The organism is Dietzia timorensis (assembly GCF_001659785.1).
Taxonomy (GTDB): domain Bacteria; phylum Actinomycetota; class Actinomycetes; order Mycobacteriales; family Mycobacteriaceae; genus Dietzia; species Dietzia timorensis.
In genome coordinates this window covers 1,990,735-2,009,818 of sequence record NZ_CP015961.1, presented here as the reverse complement: position 1 = coordinate 2,009,818, position 19,084 = coordinate 1,990,735, and the positions used below count along the sequence as shown (strand labels likewise).

Below are 19,084 nucleotides of genomic sequence, written 5' to 3'. Positions count from 1 at the left end.
ATCGCCGTGGATTTGGCACCCGCAGGGCCTCCCGGTTCGCCGCCGAAGCAGTCCCGGGCAGGCCGCGACCTAACCCGAGCAATCCCGGTCGGCGTGTTCCTCGGGGCCGTCGTGGCAATTTCAGTCGCCTGGAACTCGCGGCTCTGGTACGTCGTGGCAGCCGTCGCCGTCTCTCTGGCGTTGTGGGAAGTCTTCAAACGGCTTCGACAGGCGAAGTTCCGGCTTCCATTCATCCCTCTGCTCGTGGCAAGCCAGGCGATGATTTGGCTCGCGTGGCCTCTCGGGGCGACCGGTGCTTTCGCCGCGTTCGCGGTATCGGTCGTCGTTATCTTGGTTTGGCGACTATTCATCCGCGGACTTCACGAGCCACCGAAGAACTACCTGCGCGATGTATCGGCGTCGATCTTCGTCCTCGCATGGATCGCGATTCCCGGAGCCTGCGGGGCGATGCTCGTCAATGGCGAGCACGGCGGAAAATACGTGGTCACACTGATTGCACTCGTGGTGTGCTCGGATGTCGGTGGCTATGCCGCTGGAGTGCTCTTCGGCAAGCATCCGATGGCTCCGGCAATCAGTCCGAAGAAGTCATGGGAGGGATTCGCGGGGTCGATGGTCTTCGGCGTGGCCGGGGGCGTGCTCGTGTTCTGGCTCTTGCTGGAAGAAAACCTGTGGATCGGTGGTCTTCTCGGCGTTGCGACCGTGCTCGCCGCCAGCCTCGGCGATCTTGTGGAATCGCAGGTCAAGCGAGACCTGGGAATCAAGGATATGGGAACGCTTCTGCCAGGACACGGCGGGCTGATGGATCGACTCGATTCGGTCCTGCCCGCCGCCGTCATGGCATGGGTGTTCGTGCACTACCTCATCTAGCGCTTACGGCCCTTCTTCTTCGTGCCCATTGATTTGTTCGCGCGGCGCGCGCGATGGCGGAGTTGGAAGATGCGCATCGCCGCGACAAGCGCCATCACCAGGGCGCCGACGATGGCGGCGAGAAGGATCAGCACACCGGCGGGCATGCTGAACTCCCAGGAGATGAACTGCACATCGAGGCTGTCCTGGTTCTGCAGCACGAAGACGAGCAGCAGGATGAGGAGGATGGCACCGATGACGAGCGTCACCCACGCCGAACCGGGCCCCCCACCTGAGGTGTTTACCGGGGTCGGCGACCCCGAAGTACCCTCAGCGCCCGCGACTGCCGAATCGGGCAGCTGGACGTCGCCCGCGTGGGGACCGGCCGGTTGTGCATCGTCAAAGGCAGCGGGCGCTACGGGATCTGGGCCCACGCCGGGCTCCGACGGGGCGGCCGGGTTCGATTCGTTATCGTGTGTCGGATTATTCATGTAGGTAAATGTATACGGCCTATCCCAAATCGGTTGGGACCGATATGCATTTGACGAACAAAAAGGGGAGAATCTAAAGGCGTGCCTAAAGAACTACCCCTCGTGTTTGATGCGCCGAAGCCGAAAATGGGAATGCCACCCAAACACCTGGCGGACCTCACGGATGCCGAACGAACCGAAGCCATTCGCGGCCTCGGGCTTCCTGCGTTCCGTTCCAAGCAACTGGCAAACCACTACTTCAGCCGTCTCTCTGCAGATCCGGCAGAGATGACCGACCTTCCCGCAGGCGCGCGAGACGGCGTCGCCGAAGAGCTGTTCCCGCAGCTCTTTACCGACATCCGGGACCAGACCGCTGACGGCGGCGCCACGCGAAAGACCTTGTGGAAACTGCACGACGGCTCCCTCGTCGAGTCGGTGCTCATGCGGTACCCCGATCGCGCAACGCTGTGCGTGTCGAGCCAGGCCGGATGTGGGATGGCGTGCCCGTTCTGCGCCACCGGTCAGGGTGGGCTACAGCGCAATCTGTCCACCGCCGAGATCCTCGAGCAGTTCCGGATCGCTGCCGCGGCCATGCGCAATGGCGACCTCGACGGGGGCCCCGGCCGCCTGTCGAACGTCGTGTTCATGGGTATGGGGGAGCCACTGGCCAATTACAAGCGTGTCGTCGCCGCCGTCAAACGCATGATCGCGCCGGAGCCGGAGGGCTTCGGGCTGTCGCAGCGAAACGTGACAGTATCCACCGTGGGACTCGCGCCTGCGATTCGTCGCCTCGCCGACGAGGGCCTCCACGTCACCCTCGCCGTGTCCCTCCACACTCCGGACGACGAACTGCGTGACACCCTCGTTCCCGTGAACAACCGGTGGCCCGTCGACGAAGTGCTCGACGCGGCTCGCTACTTCGCCGACGCCACCGGACGCCGCGTCTCCATCGAGTACGCCTTGATTCGGGACATCAACGACCAGGTGTGGCGTGGAGAGCTACTCGGGCAGAAGCTGCACAAGGCGCTCGGGCAGTACGCCCACGTCAACGTGATCCCGCTGAACCCGACCCCGGGCAGCAAGTGGGACGCCAGCCCGAAGGCACAGCAGGACGCCTTCGTGGCGGCGGTGGAGCGACAAGGCGTGTCGTGCACGGTGCGCGATACCCGAGGTCAAGACATCGCCGCCGCGTGCGGGCAGCTCGCTGCGGATTCGTCTTCCTAGCGGACACACGAAAAAGCGGCTCACCTTGGAGAAAGGGTGAGCCGCTTTGCGCGTGTTCGTCTCGAAGTTTTCCGAACAGCTGCGCCTAGTTATTGGCGTAGTGCGCCGGATCGGTCGGAGTGAAGATCTTGTTGCGCTTCGGAGAATGACGCGGCGGATGCGGTTTGGTCGCGATCGCCATGATCACGAACACGGCGACCGCAATGGACACGAGATAGATGTTCTCGACATTGCCGATGTGGTTACCGAAAAGCATGAGCAGCATGAAAACCGCGAACGAGACGCCGACTGCGTTGCCGAACTTGCGGCTGAACCCGTGCCAACCCCAGTTCACCGACGGCTCGTCGATCGAGCTGATGCCGTTCCTGACGATTTCCTTGACGTGACCGGAGTCGCTCGAACTCATAGCTGCTTCTTCTCCTGAAAGTGAAGTATCTGTGCGTCATGTCTTCGTGCGGGCATGACAGTCGACTCTGAGTATCCCATATGAACTCGACGAATCGGGTCATCGACCCCCCGAGTACTCGCTTGTCTCGTGTTGCACATCCGCGATGCGGGTGGACAATAAACGTAGAACCCACCGGCGACTGGCCGCGCCTCCGCCGGGCGCGGGTATTCGGAAACTACTTTGGGAATCCGTTCGTTTACGTAGTCGGCGGTACAGCTGCGCCCGCCACGGACTCGGTTAGCGCAGACAAGGGGTCTTATTCACCGTGTTGATCTTTGGGATCGTGCTCTTCGCGTTCGGCATCATCGTGTCGATCGTCTGGCACGAGTACGGGCACTTTTCCACCGCACGCCACTTCGGGATGCTCGTGCGCCGCTTCTATGTGGGCATGGGACCGAAGGTGTTTGCCTTTCGGCGCGGGGAAACCGAGTACGGGCTGGCGGCCCTGCCGGTTGGTGGGTTCTGCGATATCGCCGGGATGACGACCTCCGACGAACTCGATCCGGCTGACGAGCCGCGCGCGATGCACTCTAAGCCGGCGTGGCAGCGGATCATCGTGCTGCTCGCCGGCCCCGTCATGAACTTCATCCTCGGCTTCGCCATTTTCTTCGGCGTCGCTGTCACTGCGGGCCTGCCGAATATCGATCAGGAACCCATTCCCGTTGACCAGATCCCGGCTGTCGTCGGGGAGACCCAGTGCATCGAGCAGGGCTGCACCGGTGCGGGCCCGGCCGGTGACGCGGGCGTCCTGCCGGGCGACCGGCTCGTTGAAATCGATTCGGTGCCCATCACCTCGTGGGCGGACGTCTCGACCGCGGTCGAGTCCCTTGGGGGCCAGCAGGTCGAAATCGTCGTGGACCGCGGCGGCGTCACCGAGCATCTGACGGCGGACGTCGCCTCTCGCGAGGTCGACGGGACGCAACAGGGTGTCCTCGGAATCAGGCTGGACGGCGATGCCGTTCCGCAACACGTGCTCGACGATCCCCGGTACCGAGGCATCACCGAATACGGCCCGGTCAGCGCGATCGGCGGAACCGTGCACTATACCGGCTACATCATGGTCGAAACCGCCAAGGGAATCGCGTCCTTCCCGTCCAAGATCCCGGGAGTGGCCCAGTCGATATTTGGTGGTGAGCGCGCAGAAGACAGCCCGGTGTCGATCGTCGGTGCAAGTCATATCGGCGGGCAGGTCGTCGACCACGGCATGTGGGCGTCGTTCTTCCTCCTGTTGGGCGCGCTCAACTTCTTCATCGGCGGATTCAACCTGATTCCGCTGGTGCCTTTCGATGGCGGACACATCGCCGTCATCTGTTACGAGAAGATTCGGGACGCGCTGCGTAAGCGGCGCGGCCTGGCACCCGGTGGACCGGCCGATTACGAGAAACTCATGCCGCTCACGCTGGGGGTGTTCGCGATCCTCATAGGGATCAGCGCCATTGTCATCGTTGCCGATTTCGTCAACCCGATGGTGCTCAATCTCTAACGCGGTTCCAGTCGGCCGCATGCGCAGATCTTTTTGCCGCTTTCGTTACGCGTTCTGTGGGAGGGCGGTTTAAGATGAATCCACGCCCGACCGGCGAGCTCCGCCGGCGAAAGGCCCGATTCTCATGACCACTCACGCCGAACCTCGCCTGGCACGCCGCTTGGATATGGATGACCAAGCGGTGCTTTTCCCGGTCCTGGCGGAAGAGGCGCCGATCTCCGGGCCTATCGTGGCCGGGATTCGCGAGGAGCGGCGCACACCGCGTGGCGTGGTGTCGAGTTTCTTCTCCTGCAGCGAACCGGAAAAGAGCCTGCTTTACGTCGGCGCCGGGATCGTGCCGTTCCGAATGCAGCCGGGCGATGCGGACATGTTCGCCGACTCGCTGGTCTCGGCCCGGTACACGAAGGCTTCCATTCATGGCCGTGCAGAGAATGTCCTGCCCCTGTGGGACGCGCTCGAGCCGTCGTGGGGTCCGGCCAAGGACATTCGCCCGACCCAGATGCTCATGCAGTGCGAAGACCCAACGCCAGCACCCATGACGTCGGACGCCCGTACCCGAGTGGGGTCACTGCGCCTCGCCTCTCCCGGCGAAATCGACCGGGTCCTGCCCGCGGCGGCGTCGATGTATGAGGAGGAGCTCGGGGCGAACCCGCTCACCGCTCCCTACGCCGCCGCCTACCACCATCGCGTCTATCGCTATCTTCTCAACCGTCAGACGTGGATCTGCGACCTCGACCATGGGGCAGAAGTGGCGTTCAAGGTAGACGTCGTAGGGCGCGAATACTCCACGGCCACGATCCAAGGTGTGTGGACGAACCCGATGGTTCGCGGCACCGGGGTCGCAAGCAGCGCGGTCGCCGCGCTGTGCCGCATCCTGCGGGCCGAGAACGTGGTGCCCTCGCTCGTGGTCAATTCCTACAACACCGCCGCACGCCGGGTGTACGAGCGCTGCGGATTCGATCATGTCGCAGACTATGCAACCGTGATGTTCTAGCGGTCGATCACGCTTCCTGGCGCGAACCGAGATGGGCGCATCGGTTGTCGCGGGGATACGATGGAACTCATGTCTGACGCCAATGTATCGTCCACCCGCGCTCCACTCACACCGGGCAAGCCGACGCCGATCCGCGAGGTACCCGCATCTATCGAGCGCCCCGAGTACGCCTGGAAGGACTCCGTCGCCGAGGCCATCGGCGAGCCGTGGGTGCAGACGCCCGAGGTCATCGAGAAGGTCCGCGTTGCCAGCCGCATCGCCGCAGATGCACTCGTGGAGGCGGGCAGGGCCATCGCCCCGGGTGTGACAACCGACGAGGTCGACCGGGTCGTCCACGAATACCTCGTCTCGCACGGAGCTTATCCATCCACTCTCGGATACCGCGAGTTTCCCAAGTCGTGCTGTGTCTCGCTCAACGAGGTCATCTGCCACGGCATCCCTGATACCACCGTCATCGAGGACGGCGACATCGTCAACGTCGACGTCACCGCATATTTCGAGGGTGTACACGGCGACACCAACGCGACGTTCTTCGCCGGGGACGTCTCACAAGAGCATCGCGACCTCGTGGCCCGCACCCTCGAAGCAACAATGCGCGGCATCAAGGCCATACGCCCGGGCCGTGAGATCAACGTCATCGGACGGGTCATCGAGTCCTACGCCAAACGCTTCGGATACAACGTCGTCCGCGACTTCACCGGCCACGGTGTGGGCCCGACATTCCATAATGGGCTCATCGTGCTGCACTACGACACCGATGGCGACCATCAGCAGCTCGAGCCCGGCATGACTCTCACGGTCGAGCCGATGATCAACCTCGGCGAGCTCGCGTACGAAGTATGGGATGACGACTGGACCGTAACGACCCGGGACAAGAAGTGGACCGCTCAGTTCGAGCACACCATCGTCGTCACCGAGGATTCCTACGAGATCCTCACCGTCCCCAGCGGCGGAATCGAGGCGTTCGGTCCGGAGCTGTAGCCGCGTGCCAGCGCCGGCCATCCTCATAGCCGGAACCACCTCCGACGCCGGCAAATCGATGGTGGTGGCCGGGCTCTGCCGCGCTTTGGCGCGCCGCGGGATCTCGGTCGCGCCATTCAAGGCGCAAAACATGTCGAATAATTCGGCAGTGACGGCGGACGGCGGGGAGATCGGACGAGCTCAGGCGCTCCAGGCGGAGGCATGCGGTCTTGCGCCGAACACGCTGTTCAACCCGGTTTTGCTCAAGCCCGGCTCGGACCGTCGTTCGCAGGTGGTCGTGCGAGGCAAGGTGTCCGGGAGTATCAGCGCCGCCGACTATCACGAGCGGCGCGCCCACCTGCGCACAGTCGTGACGGATGCGCTCGACGAGCTTCGCGCGACATTCGACATCGTTCTCTGCGAAGGCGCCGGCTCGGCCGCGGAGGTCAATCTCCGCGACAGCGATATCGCCAACATGGGGCTCGCCGAGTCGGCGAATCTGCCTGTGCTCATCGTGGGGGATATCGACCGCGGGGGAGTGCTGGCACATTTCCTCGGCACGCTCGCCGCTCTCGAAGCCGAGGACCAATCGCGGGTGGCCGGCTTCATCGTCAACAAGTTTCGTGGCGAGCTGTCCTTGCTCAAGCCCGGCCTCGACTGGGTCGAAAAGTCCACTGGTCGCGGCGTGCTCGGCGTGATCCCGTTCCTCACTGATCTGTGGATCGATACTGAGGACGGCCTCGGCATCACCCCTGGTGCGACGGTCGGCCGGCCGCGCGCGCCCGAGGGAAAGCGGTGGCTCGACGTCGCCGCGATCCGCCTACCTCGACTATCCAACTCGACAGATGTCGAGGCGCTTGCCATGGAGCCCGGGGTACGGGTGCGCTGGGTGGACTCGCCGTCTGAGGTGGCGACGGCGGATCTCGTCGTCCTTCCCGGTTCGAAGTCGACGGTGTCCGATCTCGAGTGGCTCCGCGCGCGGGGTATCGACGCCGGCATCGAGGAGGCTCGGCGCGCGGGAGCGGTGATCGTCGGCATCTGCGGCGGGTTCCAGATGCTCTCCCGCCACATCGATGACGTCGTCGAAGCCCGGGGCGCGCAGGGGCCTGTGCCCGGGCTGGATCTCCTCCCGGTGGACATCAAGTTCGCCCCCGAAAAGACCGTGCGCACGATCGACGCAGCGGGGACGATCTTCGGCAGCGAGGTACGCGTGCGGGGCTACGAAATCCACCACGGGCAGGTCCAACGCAACGACGCGGCTGCGTTCCACGCGATCGACGGCAGAGGAGAGGGCGCGTGCGTGGGCCGCGTCTTCGGCAGCCACATACACGGACTTTTCGCGAACGACGAGTGGCGACGGGAATTCCTTCGCGAGGCGGTTATGCCACAAGTCCCCGGCTTCTGTGTAGCGGCAGATACGCAGGTGGAGGCGGAGCGGATGCGCCAGGTCGACGTCATGGCCGATGCTGTTGAGGCTGCGCTGGACTTGGACCGGATCGTGCAGATGGCCTCGGCCGCGGCCAGGTTCGGGCCGACCCTGCGCATCGACCGCGATGCCCAGAGCACAGGGTAGCCGGAAACCTCTCCTAGAAGCCGCGGTCGGGAAAGTCGAGGCCGAGGAGCGCGTTCTCCACGACCTCGGTGAGGGCGGGGTGGATCCAGTACTGCCCGCGGGCCATGTCCTGGACGGTCAGTCCGAAGGTCATCGCCTGGACAAGCGGTTGGATGAGGATCGACGCCTCGTGTCCAAGGACGTGCGAGCCGAGGATGCGTCCGGTGGTGCGGTCCGCGATGAGCTTAACGATGCCCACCGGTTCGACCATTGCCCAGCCGTAGGCGACATCGGAGTACTGCTGCACCTTGACTGTGATGTCGAGACCCGCATCTCGCGCCTCGATTTCGGTCATTCCCGCGCCGGCGATCTGCGGAGACGAGAAGACCGCGTAAGGCACGACGTCATGATTGAACGAGCGCAGATCCTCCGGATGGAGCAGATTGTGCTGGACTACGCGCAGCTCGTGGTTCGCGACGTGCTTGAGCTGGTAGGGGGAAGAGATGTCTCCGATGGCCCACACGCCATCAGCCGATGTGCGGCCGAACTCGTCGACCCTGACACGGTTGCCGTCGAGCTCGATGCCTCCGGCCTTCGCGTCGAGAAGGTCGGCGTTGGGCGTGCGGCCCGTGGCGACGAGGAGCATATCGCCCTCGACGAACGTGCCATCGGCGAATTCGACGCGGGCTCCGGTGCCGTCGGTGCGGGCGGATATTTGCTGCGGGGTCTTGCCGAGGTGCAGGTCCCACTTGTCGGACACTGCTTCGGTGAACGCCTCGCTGATGGTTGTGTCGGTGTGCTTGAGGAGGTGCTCTGAACGACCGATCACCGACACGGTCGTACCGAATGCGGAGAATACGTGCGCGAACTCGGCTGCAATGTATCCGGATCCGAGGATGACCAGGGACTTAGGCGGTTCGGGGATCCGCATGATCGTGTCGCTGGTGTGGTAGTCGATGCCGGAGTCGGTGACGATGTGAGGGACGGCGACGCGGGCGCCGGCAGCGATGAGGATCGTGTCCGCCGAGATGGTGGACCCGGTGCCGGTATCGATGGTGCGAGGGCCGACGAATCGTGCGTGCCCGTCGTAGACGGTGATGTTGTCGCATTCGTTTCGGCGGTAGTTCTCGCCGCCTTCGGCGATCTTGTCGACGCGTTGGGAAAAGATGCGGTCGACGATCTCGGACCACTTCGCCCCGCCGAAGTGCGTGTCGATACCGAGCCGGGAGTTGGTGGCCGCAGCCTCTGCCTGGTCCGCCGGGTAAACGAACATCTTGGTCGGAATGCATCCACGGTTGAGGCACGTGCCGCCGAAAGTCCATTCTTCACATATGGCGATCTTCTTGTCTGCGAAGTCCTCGCTCGGCAGCGAGTTACCCGATCCGGTGCCGATGATGATGACGTCGAAGTGCTCGTCGACCGTGTTTCCGGACATGTTGTGTTGTGTCTCCTTTAGCTGGGTAAGTAGTCAGGTGCTCACACACCGATCGAATTGGCGTCCATCCAATCGATAAGCTCTGCCACCGCTTTTTCGCGGACGCCGATCGTCGAGAGCATGACGTCGTGACGCGCACCGGCGAGAGGGGCATCGGTGAGGCGACGGGAGATGCTTGGTCCGAACTTCTTCATCGAACGGACATCGAGGATGAGGTCGGCGTCGGTACGCCACCTGCTCGAACGCTCCGAGCGAAGCATCAGAACGGGTAGGTCGAGGCCGAGCCCCTTTTGAAGACGTAGCTGCCCGCGCCGTACCGCCGCCAGCCAACCCGGGCGTACGCCGGCGCTGTCGATGGGTTTGAGCGCTCGCTCGTAATCGAATTCACCCAGCCGTGAGGACGAGAGCGAGGATCCGTAGGTCTCGTTCGTTGGCAAGGGGAGGACTCGCTTTGGCACGAGCGTGCCGAGGGCGGCGATCAACGCGTCGACTGCAGGCATGATCCGGCTCGCCTTGAATGGCACGAATGCGTCGACGTCAAACTCCAGCCAAGGGCTATTGAGGACGAGACCGGCGATGTCCGCGGGCGCGCCGGCATCTTGGCGATTCGCCAGCCACAGCGGCACGATGAGCCCGCCGGTGGAATGGCAGATCGGCACGATGGGCGCGGAGGTGTCCGCGCGAATGGCGGCAATGGCCGCGTCGAGCTCGTCACCGTATCGGGCGAGGTTCGTCGAGTAATGCGCGCTCATGCCCGGCCGGAGTGACCGTCCGCACTTGCGCAGATCGAGACCGTAGGTGGCGATGGACTCGTCGGCGAGTCGTTCGGCGACGTGCGAGTGGAAGAAGTAGTCGGTGAAGCCGTGCACCCACAGCACCACCGCTCGTGGGTCTTCGCGCAGCGCGGGATCGTACCGCACGAGGGTGGCGGTAATGGGGCCTTCGCCCTCCGGATCGTCCCCGAGATCGATCGACAGCGCCGAGAAGTCCGCTCCCAGCCGGTCGGATCCCCAATCCCCGAGTACTGCGTCGCCTGTTTTGCCTGTTCGAGGCGTCTTATCGGCGTCGAGGGCGTGGTGTGAGATTCCTTGCACACCACCACGGTACCGACCACACATCGGTGTGAGTACGCTAAGAGACGTGTGCGCACCACAACTCGGCGGTAGACGCCGGAATTCGTGGGCGCAAAATTACCGAAATCGATAGCGTACGAGGATGGCTGCCAGTGACGGTCCCACAGGGCAATAAGCAAACGAATACAGACGTTGTTCTCATCGGTGCAGGCGTTATGAGCGCGACGCTCGGTGCTCTGCTGCGCCGACTGCAGCCGGACTGGTCGATCGAGATCCTCGAGCGGCTCAACGGGCCTTCGCAGGAATCCTCGGACGCGTGGAACAACGCCGGTACGGGCCACTCGGCACTGTGCGAGCTCAACTACACCCCCAAGACCGGGGACGGCGGTGTCGACATCTCCAAGGCCGTCGGCGTGAACGAGAAGTTCCAGGTGTCGCGCCAGTTCTGGTCCTTCGGCGTTGAGAACAACCTGCTCGGCGATCCGTCCGAGTGGATCAACCCCGTCGCCCACATGAGCTTCGTTCGCGGCGAAGAGGGGCAGAAGTACCTGCGTAAGCGTTTCGAATTACTGAGCAAGCACCCACTGTTCGAAACGCTCGAGCACACCGAGGACATCGACGAGATCAGTAAACTCGTCCCCCTCGTCGGCAAGGATCGCAATCCCGATGAGAAGGTCGCCCTCAGCCACATCAAGGGCGGCACCGACGTGAACTTCGGTGCCCTCACCCGTCAGCTGCTCGGTTACCTGGCACGCACGGGAACCGATGTCAGGTACCAGGCCGAGGTCAAGAACCTCGAGCGCAGCACTGATGGTTCGTGGAAGGTGCGATACGTCAATCGTGCGCTCGACGAGGAGCACACGATCAACGCGAAGTTCGTCTTTGTCGGCGCAGGCGGAGGTGCCCTGCACCTGCTGCAGAAGTCCGGCATCCCGGAGATCCGCGGAATCGGCGGCTTCCCGGTCGGCGGGCAGTGGCTCCGGTGCACGAACGAGGAGCTCGTCGAACAGCACAACGCGAAGGTGTACGGGCAGGCCGCCGTGGGCGCTCCGCCGATGTCGGTGCCGCACCTCGACACCCGCATCATCGACGGCAAGCGCGCCCTCCTCTTCGGCCCGTTCGCCGGCTGGACCCCGAAGTTCCTCAAGCGCGGCAAATTCACCGACCTCCCGCTGTCCGTCCGCCCGAACAACTTCCTGTCCATGGCGGGTGTAGGCGTTACCGAGCTCGGCCTGGTCAAGTATCTCGTCACCGAGCTCGCCAAGACGCACGAGAAGCGCGTCGAGACGCTGCGCGAGTTCATGCCGAGCGCCGAATCCGGCGACTGGGAGAAGGTCATTGCCGGCCAGCGCGTGCAGGTCATCAAGCCGAACAAGAAGACCGGCGGAACGCTGGAGTTCGGTACCGCCGTCGTCAACTCTTCCGATGGCTCGATCGCGGGACTCCTCGGTGCATCCCCGGGCGCCTCGACCGCGGTCGACGCGATGCTCGACGTTCTGAGCCGCTGCTTCCCCGACCGCATGGCGACGTGGGATGCCGCGATCAAGGAGATGGTTCCGTCCTATGGCCGCTCGCTTTCGGAGGACGTGACCCTGTTCAATGAGCAGTTCGAGCGTTCGCAAAAGGCGCTCAAGCTCGAATCGTAGTCCGCGAGCACAATTCTCAGGAGGGGGCGGCAGGTGCCCGGTAGGTAGCCGGGACCCTGCCGCCCTCACCAATACGCCGAGTATCTAAAGGCGTGCGGCATATTGGCCCGAAGTCAGGAGCGCGAGTCGTGAGCAATGAGAAAGTAGCGGGGCGCAGAGAACAGTTCCCGTTCACCGCCATCGTCGGCCAATCCGCTCTGCGGATGGCGTTGCTATTGCTTTCTGTCGATCCACGATTGGGCGGTGTTCTCATCCAGGGTGAGAAGGGAACAGCGAAAACCACCGCGGTCCGCGGGCTTGCCGATCTCCTGCCCGGCCACGCACCAGGCGAGCGCGGGGCGTTCGTCGAATTGCCGCTCAGCGCCACCGAAGACCGAGTGATCGGTTCCGTCGATGTCCAGAGTCTGGTCGCCGATGGATCGGCCCGGCTGCAGTCTGGGCTCGTCAGCGCCGCTGATGGCGGTGTGCTGTACGTCGACGAGGTGAACCTGCTCGCCGACAACCTCGTCGACGTGCTTCTCGACGCCGCCGCAACCGGTCAGGTCTCCGTCGAGCGCGATGGGGTCTCGGCGTCGGCCGACTCCCGGTTCGCGTTGGTCGGCACGATGAACCCGGAGGAGGGTGAGCTCCGCCCGCAGCTTCTCGACCGCTTCGGGCTGTCCGTCGAGGTGACGGCGCCGGGTGATGCCGCGGAGCGCGTCGAGGTCATCACGCGGCGCCTCGCCTTCGAAACGGATCCGGCCGCATTCGCCGAAGAGTATTCGGATGCGGAGTCGGAGCTTTCCGCTCGCATCGTTGATGCCCGTACTCGCCTCGCCGACGTCGACGTACCCACCCGCGAACTTCGCCGTATCGCACTCGTCTGCCTCGAGACCGATGTGCAGGGGCTCCGCGCCGATGTGGTCTGTGCACGGGCCGCGAAGGCCCACGCCGTGCTCGAAAGACGCAGCGAGGTGACCGAGGCAGACGTCCGCGCGGTGGCGAGCTTCGTCCTCCCGCATCGCCGCCGGCGCGATCCGTTCGACCCGACAGGGATGTCCGAGGCCGAGCTCGACGAAGCATTCGAGACGGCTCGCCGTCAGCTCTCCGAGCTCGAAGACGAAGACGAAGACGACGGCGAAGACGATCAGGGCCAGCTCGATGCTTCCGATGCGGGCGACACCGCCACCGCCACCCAGGAAGGCGGTGACGACGGAAGCGAGGAAGGACCGGACGGCGAGTCCGGCGACGATTCCGACGGATCCGGCCCTCCCGGCGGTCCCACCGATGGTCCGCCCCCGCGACCGACACCCCAGGATGACGCCGCCGGTGCCGATCCCGCCGAAACCGAGGAGAACCCGCGCACGAAGGACGCGGAGCACGCTGAACCGGACTCGGCCACTGACGGCCCCGTCGGCCGCGCACTCCAGGGCGTCGACCTGCAGGGCAATCACGGTTCACGCCCGTTGCTGTTTCGCTTCGCCGGAACCGGTAGCGGCGCGCGCGGACGCCGTTCGAAAGCGATCACGTCGTCCGGCCGTTCGGTGCGATCCGCTGCGGATGCGCGTGGGTCCCGTCTGGATCTCGTTCACACCGTGCGCTCGGCAGCGCAGCGCAACGCCAGGGAGCGCCACGAGGCGGGGATTAGCTCACCATTGACCGTGCACGGGGCGGACCTGCGATACGCCCAGCGAATCGGCCGGTCGGGCGATCTCGTCGTCTTTCTCGTCGATACCTCCGGCTCCATGGCCGCACGCCGGCGCCTCGAGCTCGTCGCACGCTCCGCCGTCGCCGTGCTGCGCGACGCCTACGTTCGGCGGGACGTTGTCGGCGTCGTGACGGCGGGCGGGCACGGCGCCTCGGTCGCGCTCGCACCGACGCGTTCGGTGGACCTCGCGGTCGCATCGCTCGGCAATGCCCCGACGGGCGGGCGCACCCCGCTAGCCGAGGGGATCGCGGAGACGCGCCGGATGCTCTCGGTGTATCGGCTTCGGGATCCGGCACGGCGCGCCATCGTTCTCATGCTCACCGACGGCCGCGCCACCGCCGGCAAGGACGCCCGCGCTCGCGCACTGGCAGAGGCCAGGCACCTGGGGGCGATGGCGCACGTTGCACCGGTCGTGATCGATTGCGAGGCCGGCAGGGTCCGGCTCGGGACCGCGGGAAGGCTCGCGCGCGCCATGGGCGCTCCGGTGGTCCCGCTCGACGGGCTGAGCGAGGGCGGGATCACCGAACTCGTGCGCAGTCACTAGGTCCGACGTCATAAGCTTCAATGAACTATTCGCCGGTGAAGGAAAGGGGCGCCACATGCCACAGGGACAACTCGATCCGGACCAGGTTCCCGACGACGGGCTGACCACGCGGCAGCGGCGGATGCTGCCGGTGACCGCCGTGCACACGGGCAAGGGCAAGGGCAAGTCGACGTCCGCTTTCGGCACCGCTCTGCGGGCGTGGAACCAGGGGATGAACATCGCGGTTTTCCAGTTCGTCAAAAGCGCGAAGTGGAAGATCGGCGAGGAGGAGGTGTTCCTCCGGCTCGGCGAGCTGCACGACGCCGAGGGGCTCGGCGGAGCGGTGGAGTGGCACAAGATGGGCTCGGGGTGGTCGTGGAGCCGCAAGAAGGGCGATGAGTCCGACCATGCCGCGGACGCCGTCGACGGTTGGGAGGAGATCAAGCGCCGGCTGGCCGCGGAGCAGCACGATTTCTACGTTCTCGACGAGTTCACCTACCCGCTGAAATGGGGCTGGATAGACGTCGAGGATGTCGCGGAGACGTTGCGTTCTCGTCCCGGGCGGCAACACGTGTTCATCACCGGGCGAGACGCACCCGAGGGGCTCATCGAGGTCGCTGATCTCGTGACCGAAATGTCGCTCGTCAAGCACCCGATGCAGGCCGGCCGCAAGGGCCAGAAGGGCATCGAGTGGTAGACGCGCCGATACCGGGCGCCGTCGTCATCGCGGCCCCGGCGTCCGGAAATGGGAAGACGACGGTCGCGACAGGGCTCATGGCCGCGCTTGCCGCCGGTGGGCGGACCGTCGCGCCGTTCAAGGTCGGTCCCGACTTCATCGATCCCACATTTCACGGCCTTGCCACTGGACGCCCAGGGCGCAATCTCGACGCCAACCTCCAGGGGGCCGCGCGGATCGCTCCGCTCTACGCCCACGGCAGCGCAGGGGCGGACGTGTCTGTCATCGAGGGCGTGATGGGCCTTTTCGATGGGCGCATCACGCACCTCGCGCCGGACGGGGTTTCCGGGTTCGGTTCCACCGCGCACGTCGCCGGTGAAATCGGTGCGCCCGTGCTTCTGGTCGTCGACGCCCGCGGACACAGTCAATCCGTCGCCGCTCTCGTACGCGGGTACGCGACCTTTGCGCCCGGCACCCACATTGCCGGGGTGATCCTCAATCAGATCGGTTCCGACCGGCATACCGCGATCCTCTCCGATGCGTGTGAGTCGGTCGGAGTGCCCGTGATCGGCGCGGTTCCAAGGGACCTCGAGCTGTCCGTACCATCGCGGCACCTTGGGCTGATGACTCCGGACGCGCTGGCGGAAGCGCAGCGCTCGATAGCGGCAATGGGCCACGCGATGGCCAGCCACGTCGACATCGACGCAGTGCAAAGACTCGCCGCTACATATGTAGAAGGACGGACTTGGCGCGCCGATACGGATGTAGAGGATGCGACGGTTGTTGTTTCCGGCGACGTTGAAGGAGATTCCGAGCGGCCAGTTATCGCCATCGCGAAAGGGCCGGCATTCGGTTTCCTCTATGCCGAATGGGTCGAGATGCTGCTGGCCCGAGGAGCGTCGATTGCGTGGTTCGACCCGCGCTCCGACCCACTTCCCGAGAGCGCGAACGCGTTGTTCCTGCCCGGTGGATACCCCGAGGAACACGCAGCCGAGCTCGAGGCGAACATCGGTACCCGCGAGCAGATTCGGGGGGCGATCGATCGGGGTCTGCCGGTGTATGCGGAATGTGGCGGGTACGCGTATCTCGGCCGCAGCCTCGACGGACACGCGATGGTTGGGGTCGTTGCGGAGCGATTCGAGTTCTCCCGTCGATTGACCCTCGGGTATCGCGACGCTGTGGCGATCACTTCCTCGCCGATGTTCGAGGCAGGCGAGAGAGTCGTCGGCCACGAGTTCCACCGCACCTCCGCCGTCATGGGCGAAGACAACGAGGCGCCAGGACATGCCGCCGCCTGGGGTTGGCGCGATACGACGGCTGGGACTCCCGTGCGTGAGGGGCATGTCACACAGTCGATTCACGGCTCCTATCTGCACGTACACCCCGCCGGCGCGCCTTCGCTGGTCTCCCGATTGGTCCAGGCGGGGCAAAACTTTAGGCTTGGTGGGTGAACATTTCCGCTGCCCCCGGATCCGGCTCGAACTCCTCGAGTTCTGCGACCGCACCATTTTCCGCTCCCATAGACGTGTCCGGAATCGACGTCGTCGTTCTCGGCGGCGGGCGGGGCGCGCATCGTGTGGTGCCGTCGCTGGTTGACGCCGGCGCCTCGGTGACCATCGTTGCCGCAGACGTCCGCGCGACTCTGGAAGAACTTCCCGGGGGAGTCCGTGTCCACCGCGATACGTGGTCGGATTCGGTTCTCGAGGGCGCAGGGCTTCTCGTGGTCACCGGAGATGAACCTGCGATCGAGGGAGCGGAGGCGGGCGCATTTCCCGAGGCCATCGTAGCTGCAGTCCGGAGCGCCCGCATTCCCGTGGCGCGGGCAGACGCGGAGCTGAGGAACGGTGGAGACGGCAGTGTTGGAGTTGCCGAGGAGCTCAAGGGTACGGTCGCGCTCGTCGGCGGCGGGCCGGGCGATGACGGGATGCTCACACTCCGCGGCCGCGAATTGCTCATGCAGGCCGACGTCATCATTGCCGATCGGCTTGCGCCGCAGCGGGTGCTCGCTGACGTGCCTGCCGGTACGGAAATCATTGACGCGGCAAAAATCCCGTATGGGCGGCAGATGGCCCAGCAGGCGATCAACGAAGCGATGATCGAGCACGCGAAGGCGGGGAAGTTCGTGGTTCGCTTCAAGGGCGGGGATAATTTCCTGTTCGGGCGCGGCTATGAAGAGGCGCTCGCGCTCGCCGAACACAGCATTCCCACATTCGTCGTTCCGGGCGTGACCAGCGCGTTCGCAGGCCCGGCGCTCGGCGGGGTGACGGTCACCCATCGCGGGGTGACCCACGAGGTCACCGTAATCTCAGGCCACGTGCCGCCGGGGCACGAGAAGTCACTGGTCAATTGGCCGGCTGTCGCGGCGATGCGCGGCACTGTCGTGCTTCTCATGGCGGTGAAGAACGGACCCGCGATCGCCGATGCGTTGATCGAGGGCGGACGACCTGCAGATACCCCGGTGTCGATCATCGAGTCGGCGTCGCTGTCCACCGAGCGGCGAGTCGATGCCACTCTGGCGAGCCTGCGGGAGGTCATGGCTGCGGAGAACGTCGTTCCTCCGGCGATCATCGTGATCGGCGAGGTCGCCGGTCTGCCGCAGGTTTTGGCGCCCGACCGGCTCTAGCCGGCGTTCGTCTTGTTGATAGCGGAGTGCGAGCCGGCCACGCTCGTGGGTGCTCGGCGCACGAGTAGCCACGCGCCGATCATGGTGAGAATCCAGACCACGAGATACGGCTCTCGCAGGACGATGCCGAAGGGCTCGTTGAGAGCCTGTGCCGACATGAACCACCCCGTGCCCACCCAGACGCCCTCGGGCTGCTCGGCCGCTTCGAACGTGAATGTCCATGCGCCGACCAGAAAGTAGAGCGCAAAGGGGAGTAGCCACGCGAGCAGAGCCCAGCCGCGGCGTGCCCGTTCGAGCAGAAGGTGCACGAGCACGACCATGAGGGGAACGAACCAGACCCAGTGGTGCCCCCAGGAGAACGGGGACACGACGCAGCCCGTCATGCCCGACAGGACGAACGCCAGTTGCGGTTGGCCCCGAAAGTGCACGCGATAGGCCACACCGAGCCCGACGGCGGCACAGATGAGCGCTGCGATGAGCCACGCCCAGCGAGGCGTGGCGTCATCGAAGATGTACCACGCGAGAACCCCGCTGATCGACTGGTTACTTGGTGCGGCCACATCGCCGATGCGCTCGGCCTCGAAGAGTCCGCCGGTCCAATACCCCAGCGAGGAGCTCGGCGCGGCGATGGCACCGATGACGATCGTGCCGACGAAGGCCGCGCCGCCTGCGAGTACGGTGCGGTACTGCTTGGTGACGAGGTAATGGATCCACATGAACCCGGGGGTGAGCTTGATGCCCGCGGCAATTCCTGTGAGCGACCCGCGAAAGACTCCTCGGCCCGAGGCATCGAGAACCATGAGTGCGAGCAGCACCAAATTGATTTGACCTAGCCACAGCGTCGTCCGAACGGGCTCGACGAAGACCATGGTTCCCGCGAAGAACACCGATGCCCAGACGAGTCGGAGATCGCGGCGATAGCCGAGCCACGTGAGCATCGTCCAACACACGACCACGGTCGACGCCACGTTGAGCGCGAGCCAGGACGCCTCCATGAGCTGGAAAGACAGGTTCGCGAGGACCACGAACAGCGCCGCAGAGAACGGCGTGTATGTGTACGGCATCGGTCCGCGCCAGCTCTGCCCCGGGTCGAGGGAATGGATAAGACCGTCGTAGAGCGGCAGCCCGGCGTGGACGAACTCTCCACCCCAGCGATAGACGTGCAGGTCGGTGACCAGGTTGTAGATTCCCCAATACGGCAGCTGGTCGTCGGGGAACGTCACCAGGAAGGCGAGGGCGAGAACGCAGGTGACCCCGAGCACGACGAGAAGCATGCGGGGGAGAACCCGGTCCCGCCGGGTTGCCTCCGGCTCGGGCCGGGAAACGAAGCGCTCGCGATACGTGGGCATGAGAGGTGAATCGCACTCCGGAAGTAATTGGTTACTTACCTTTTGTGGAATACACCTTCGACCCCCGAGGCGAGGCCAGACGCGCCAGGAGTTGC

16 protein-coding genes are annotated in these 19,084 nt (G+C 64.9%); 11 read left to right on the top strand and 5 right to left on the bottom strand.

Annotated elements, in window-relative coordinates; genetic code table 11:
* The first annotated feature begins 6 nt into the window (after positions 1 to 6).
* On the top strand, positions 7 to 867 hold the full coding sequence (locus tag BJL86_RS09180) for a phosphatidate cytidylyltransferase (protein WP_067471770.1): 861 nt from the start codon (positions 7 to 9) through the stop codon (positions 865 to 867).
* Here BJL86_RS09180 and BJL86_RS09175 read toward each other — a convergent pair.
* The gene (locus tag BJL86_RS09175) at positions 864 to 1,337 is read right to left on the bottom strand and encodes a LapA family protein (RefSeq protein ID WP_082908327.1); all 474 of its coding nucleotides are present in this window, start codon (positions 1,335 to 1,337) and stop codon (positions 864 to 866) included. The genes BJL86_RS09180 and BJL86_RS09175 overlap by 4 nt on opposite strands.
* An 81-nt stretch (positions 1,338 to 1,418) precedes the next feature.
* Between BJL86_RS09175 and rlmN the strand changes: the two genes are divergently transcribed.
* A complete protein-coding gene (gene rlmN / locus BJL86_RS09170) occupies positions 1,419 to 2,540 on the top strand; it encodes a dual-specificity RNA methyltransferase RlmN (RefSeq protein WP_075844933.1) in 1,122 nt (373 codons plus the stop codon).
* 85 nt (positions 2,541 to 2,625) lie between these two features.
* Here rlmN and BJL86_RS09165 read toward each other — a convergent pair whose 3' ends face one another.
* Entirely contained in the window at positions 2,626 to 2,946 is a 321-nt protein-coding gene (locus BJL86_RS09165) for a DUF2631 domain-containing protein (RefSeq protein ID WP_067471765.1), read from the bottom strand.
* A gap of 307 nt (positions 2,947 to 3,253) precedes the next feature.
* Between BJL86_RS09165 and BJL86_RS09160 the strand changes: the two genes are divergently transcribed.
* The 4 genes from BJL86_RS09160 (at position 3,254) to BJL86_RS09145 (ending at position 7,998) form a co-directional block, all read left to right on the top strand.
* Positions 3,254 to 4,471: a M50 family metallopeptidase gene (locus BJL86_RS09160; RefSeq protein WP_067471762.1), complete on the top strand. Its 1,218-nt coding sequence runs from the start codon at positions 3,254 to 3,256 to the stop codon at positions 4,469 to 4,471.
* Between the two features lie 124 nt (positions 4,472 to 4,595).
* The gene (locus BJL86_RS09155; RefSeq protein WP_075844932.1) at positions 4,596 to 5,465 is read left to right on the top strand and encodes a GNAT family N-acetyltransferase; all 870 of its coding nucleotides are present in this window, start codon (positions 4,596 to 4,598) and stop codon (positions 5,463 to 5,465) included.
* Positions 5,466 to 5,534: 69 nt separating this feature from the next.
* Positions 5,535 to 6,446 carry a type I methionyl aminopeptidase gene (gene map, locus BJL86_RS09150; protein ID WP_067471802.1) on the top strand — a complete coding sequence of 304 codons (912 nt, stop codon included), beginning with the start codon at positions 5,535 to 5,537 and terminating at the stop codon, positions 6,444 to 6,446.
* Between the two features lie 58 nt (positions 6,447 to 6,504).
* Positions 6,505 to 7,998, top strand: a complete 1,494-nt coding sequence (locus tag BJL86_RS09145; protein WP_067471799.1) for a cobyric acid synthase — start codon at positions 6,505 to 6,507, stop codon at positions 7,996 to 7,998.
* 13 nt (positions 7,999 to 8,011) lie between these two features.
* On the opposite strand, the gene mtr is transcribed toward BJL86_RS09145, so the two are convergent.
* Positions 8,012 to 9,412, bottom strand: coding sequence for a mycothione reductase (gene mtr / locus BJL86_RS09140; RefSeq protein ID WP_067471756.1), 1,401 nt, complete (start codon positions 9,410 to 9,412; stop codon positions 8,012 to 8,014).
* Between the two features lie 41 nt (positions 9,413 to 9,453).
* Positions 9,454 to 10,506, bottom strand: a complete 1,053-nt coding sequence (locus tag BJL86_RS09135; RefSeq protein WP_197487519.1) for an alpha/beta hydrolase — start codon at positions 10,504 to 10,506, stop codon at positions 9,454 to 9,456.
* Positions 10,507 to 10,637: 131 nt separating this feature from the next.
* Here BJL86_RS09135 and mqo point away from each other — a divergent pair, with 131 nt between their 5' ends.
* From mqo to cobA, 5 genes are all read left to right on the top strand, one after another.
* The gene (gene mqo / locus BJL86_RS09130) at positions 10,638 to 12,131 is read left to right on the top strand and encodes a malate dehydrogenase (quinone) (protein WP_075844930.1); all 1,494 of its coding nucleotides are present in this window, start codon (positions 10,638 to 10,640) and stop codon (positions 12,129 to 12,131) included.
* A 128-nt stretch (positions 12,132 to 12,259) separates the two neighbouring features.
* Positions 12,260 to 14,362, top strand: coding sequence for an AAA family ATPase (locus BJL86_RS09125; RefSeq protein WP_067471750.1), 2,103 nt, complete (start codon positions 12,260 to 12,262; stop codon positions 14,360 to 14,362).
* A gap of 55 nt (positions 14,363 to 14,417) precedes the next feature.
* A complete protein-coding gene (cobO, locus tag BJL86_RS09120) occupies positions 14,418 to 15,038 on the top strand; it encodes a cob(I)yrinic acid a,c-diamide adenosyltransferase (protein WP_067471747.1) in 621 nt (206 codons plus the stop codon).
* Entirely contained in the window at positions 15,032 to 16,468 is a 1,437-nt protein-coding gene (locus BJL86_RS09115; protein ID WP_067471744.1) for a cobyrinate a,c-diamide synthase, read from the top strand. Before cobO ends, BJL86_RS09115 begins: the two co-directional genes overlap by 7 nt.
* Complete coding sequence (cobA, locus tag BJL86_RS09110; RefSeq protein ID WP_067471741.1) at positions 16,465 to 17,640, top strand: uroporphyrinogen-III C-methyltransferase; 1,176 nt, start codon at positions 16,465 to 16,467, stop codon at positions 17,638 to 17,640. Before BJL86_RS09115 ends, cobA begins: the two co-directional genes overlap by 4 nt.
* Here cobA and BJL86_RS09105 read toward each other — a convergent pair.
* A complete protein-coding gene (locus BJL86_RS09105) occupies positions 17,637 to 18,989 on the bottom strand; it encodes a glycosyltransferase 87 family protein (protein ID WP_067471738.1) in 1,353 nt (450 codons plus the stop codon). The two genes, cobA and BJL86_RS09105, sit on opposite strands and share 4 nt — an antisense overlap.
* Positions 18,990 to 19,084: the final 95 nt, after the last annotated feature.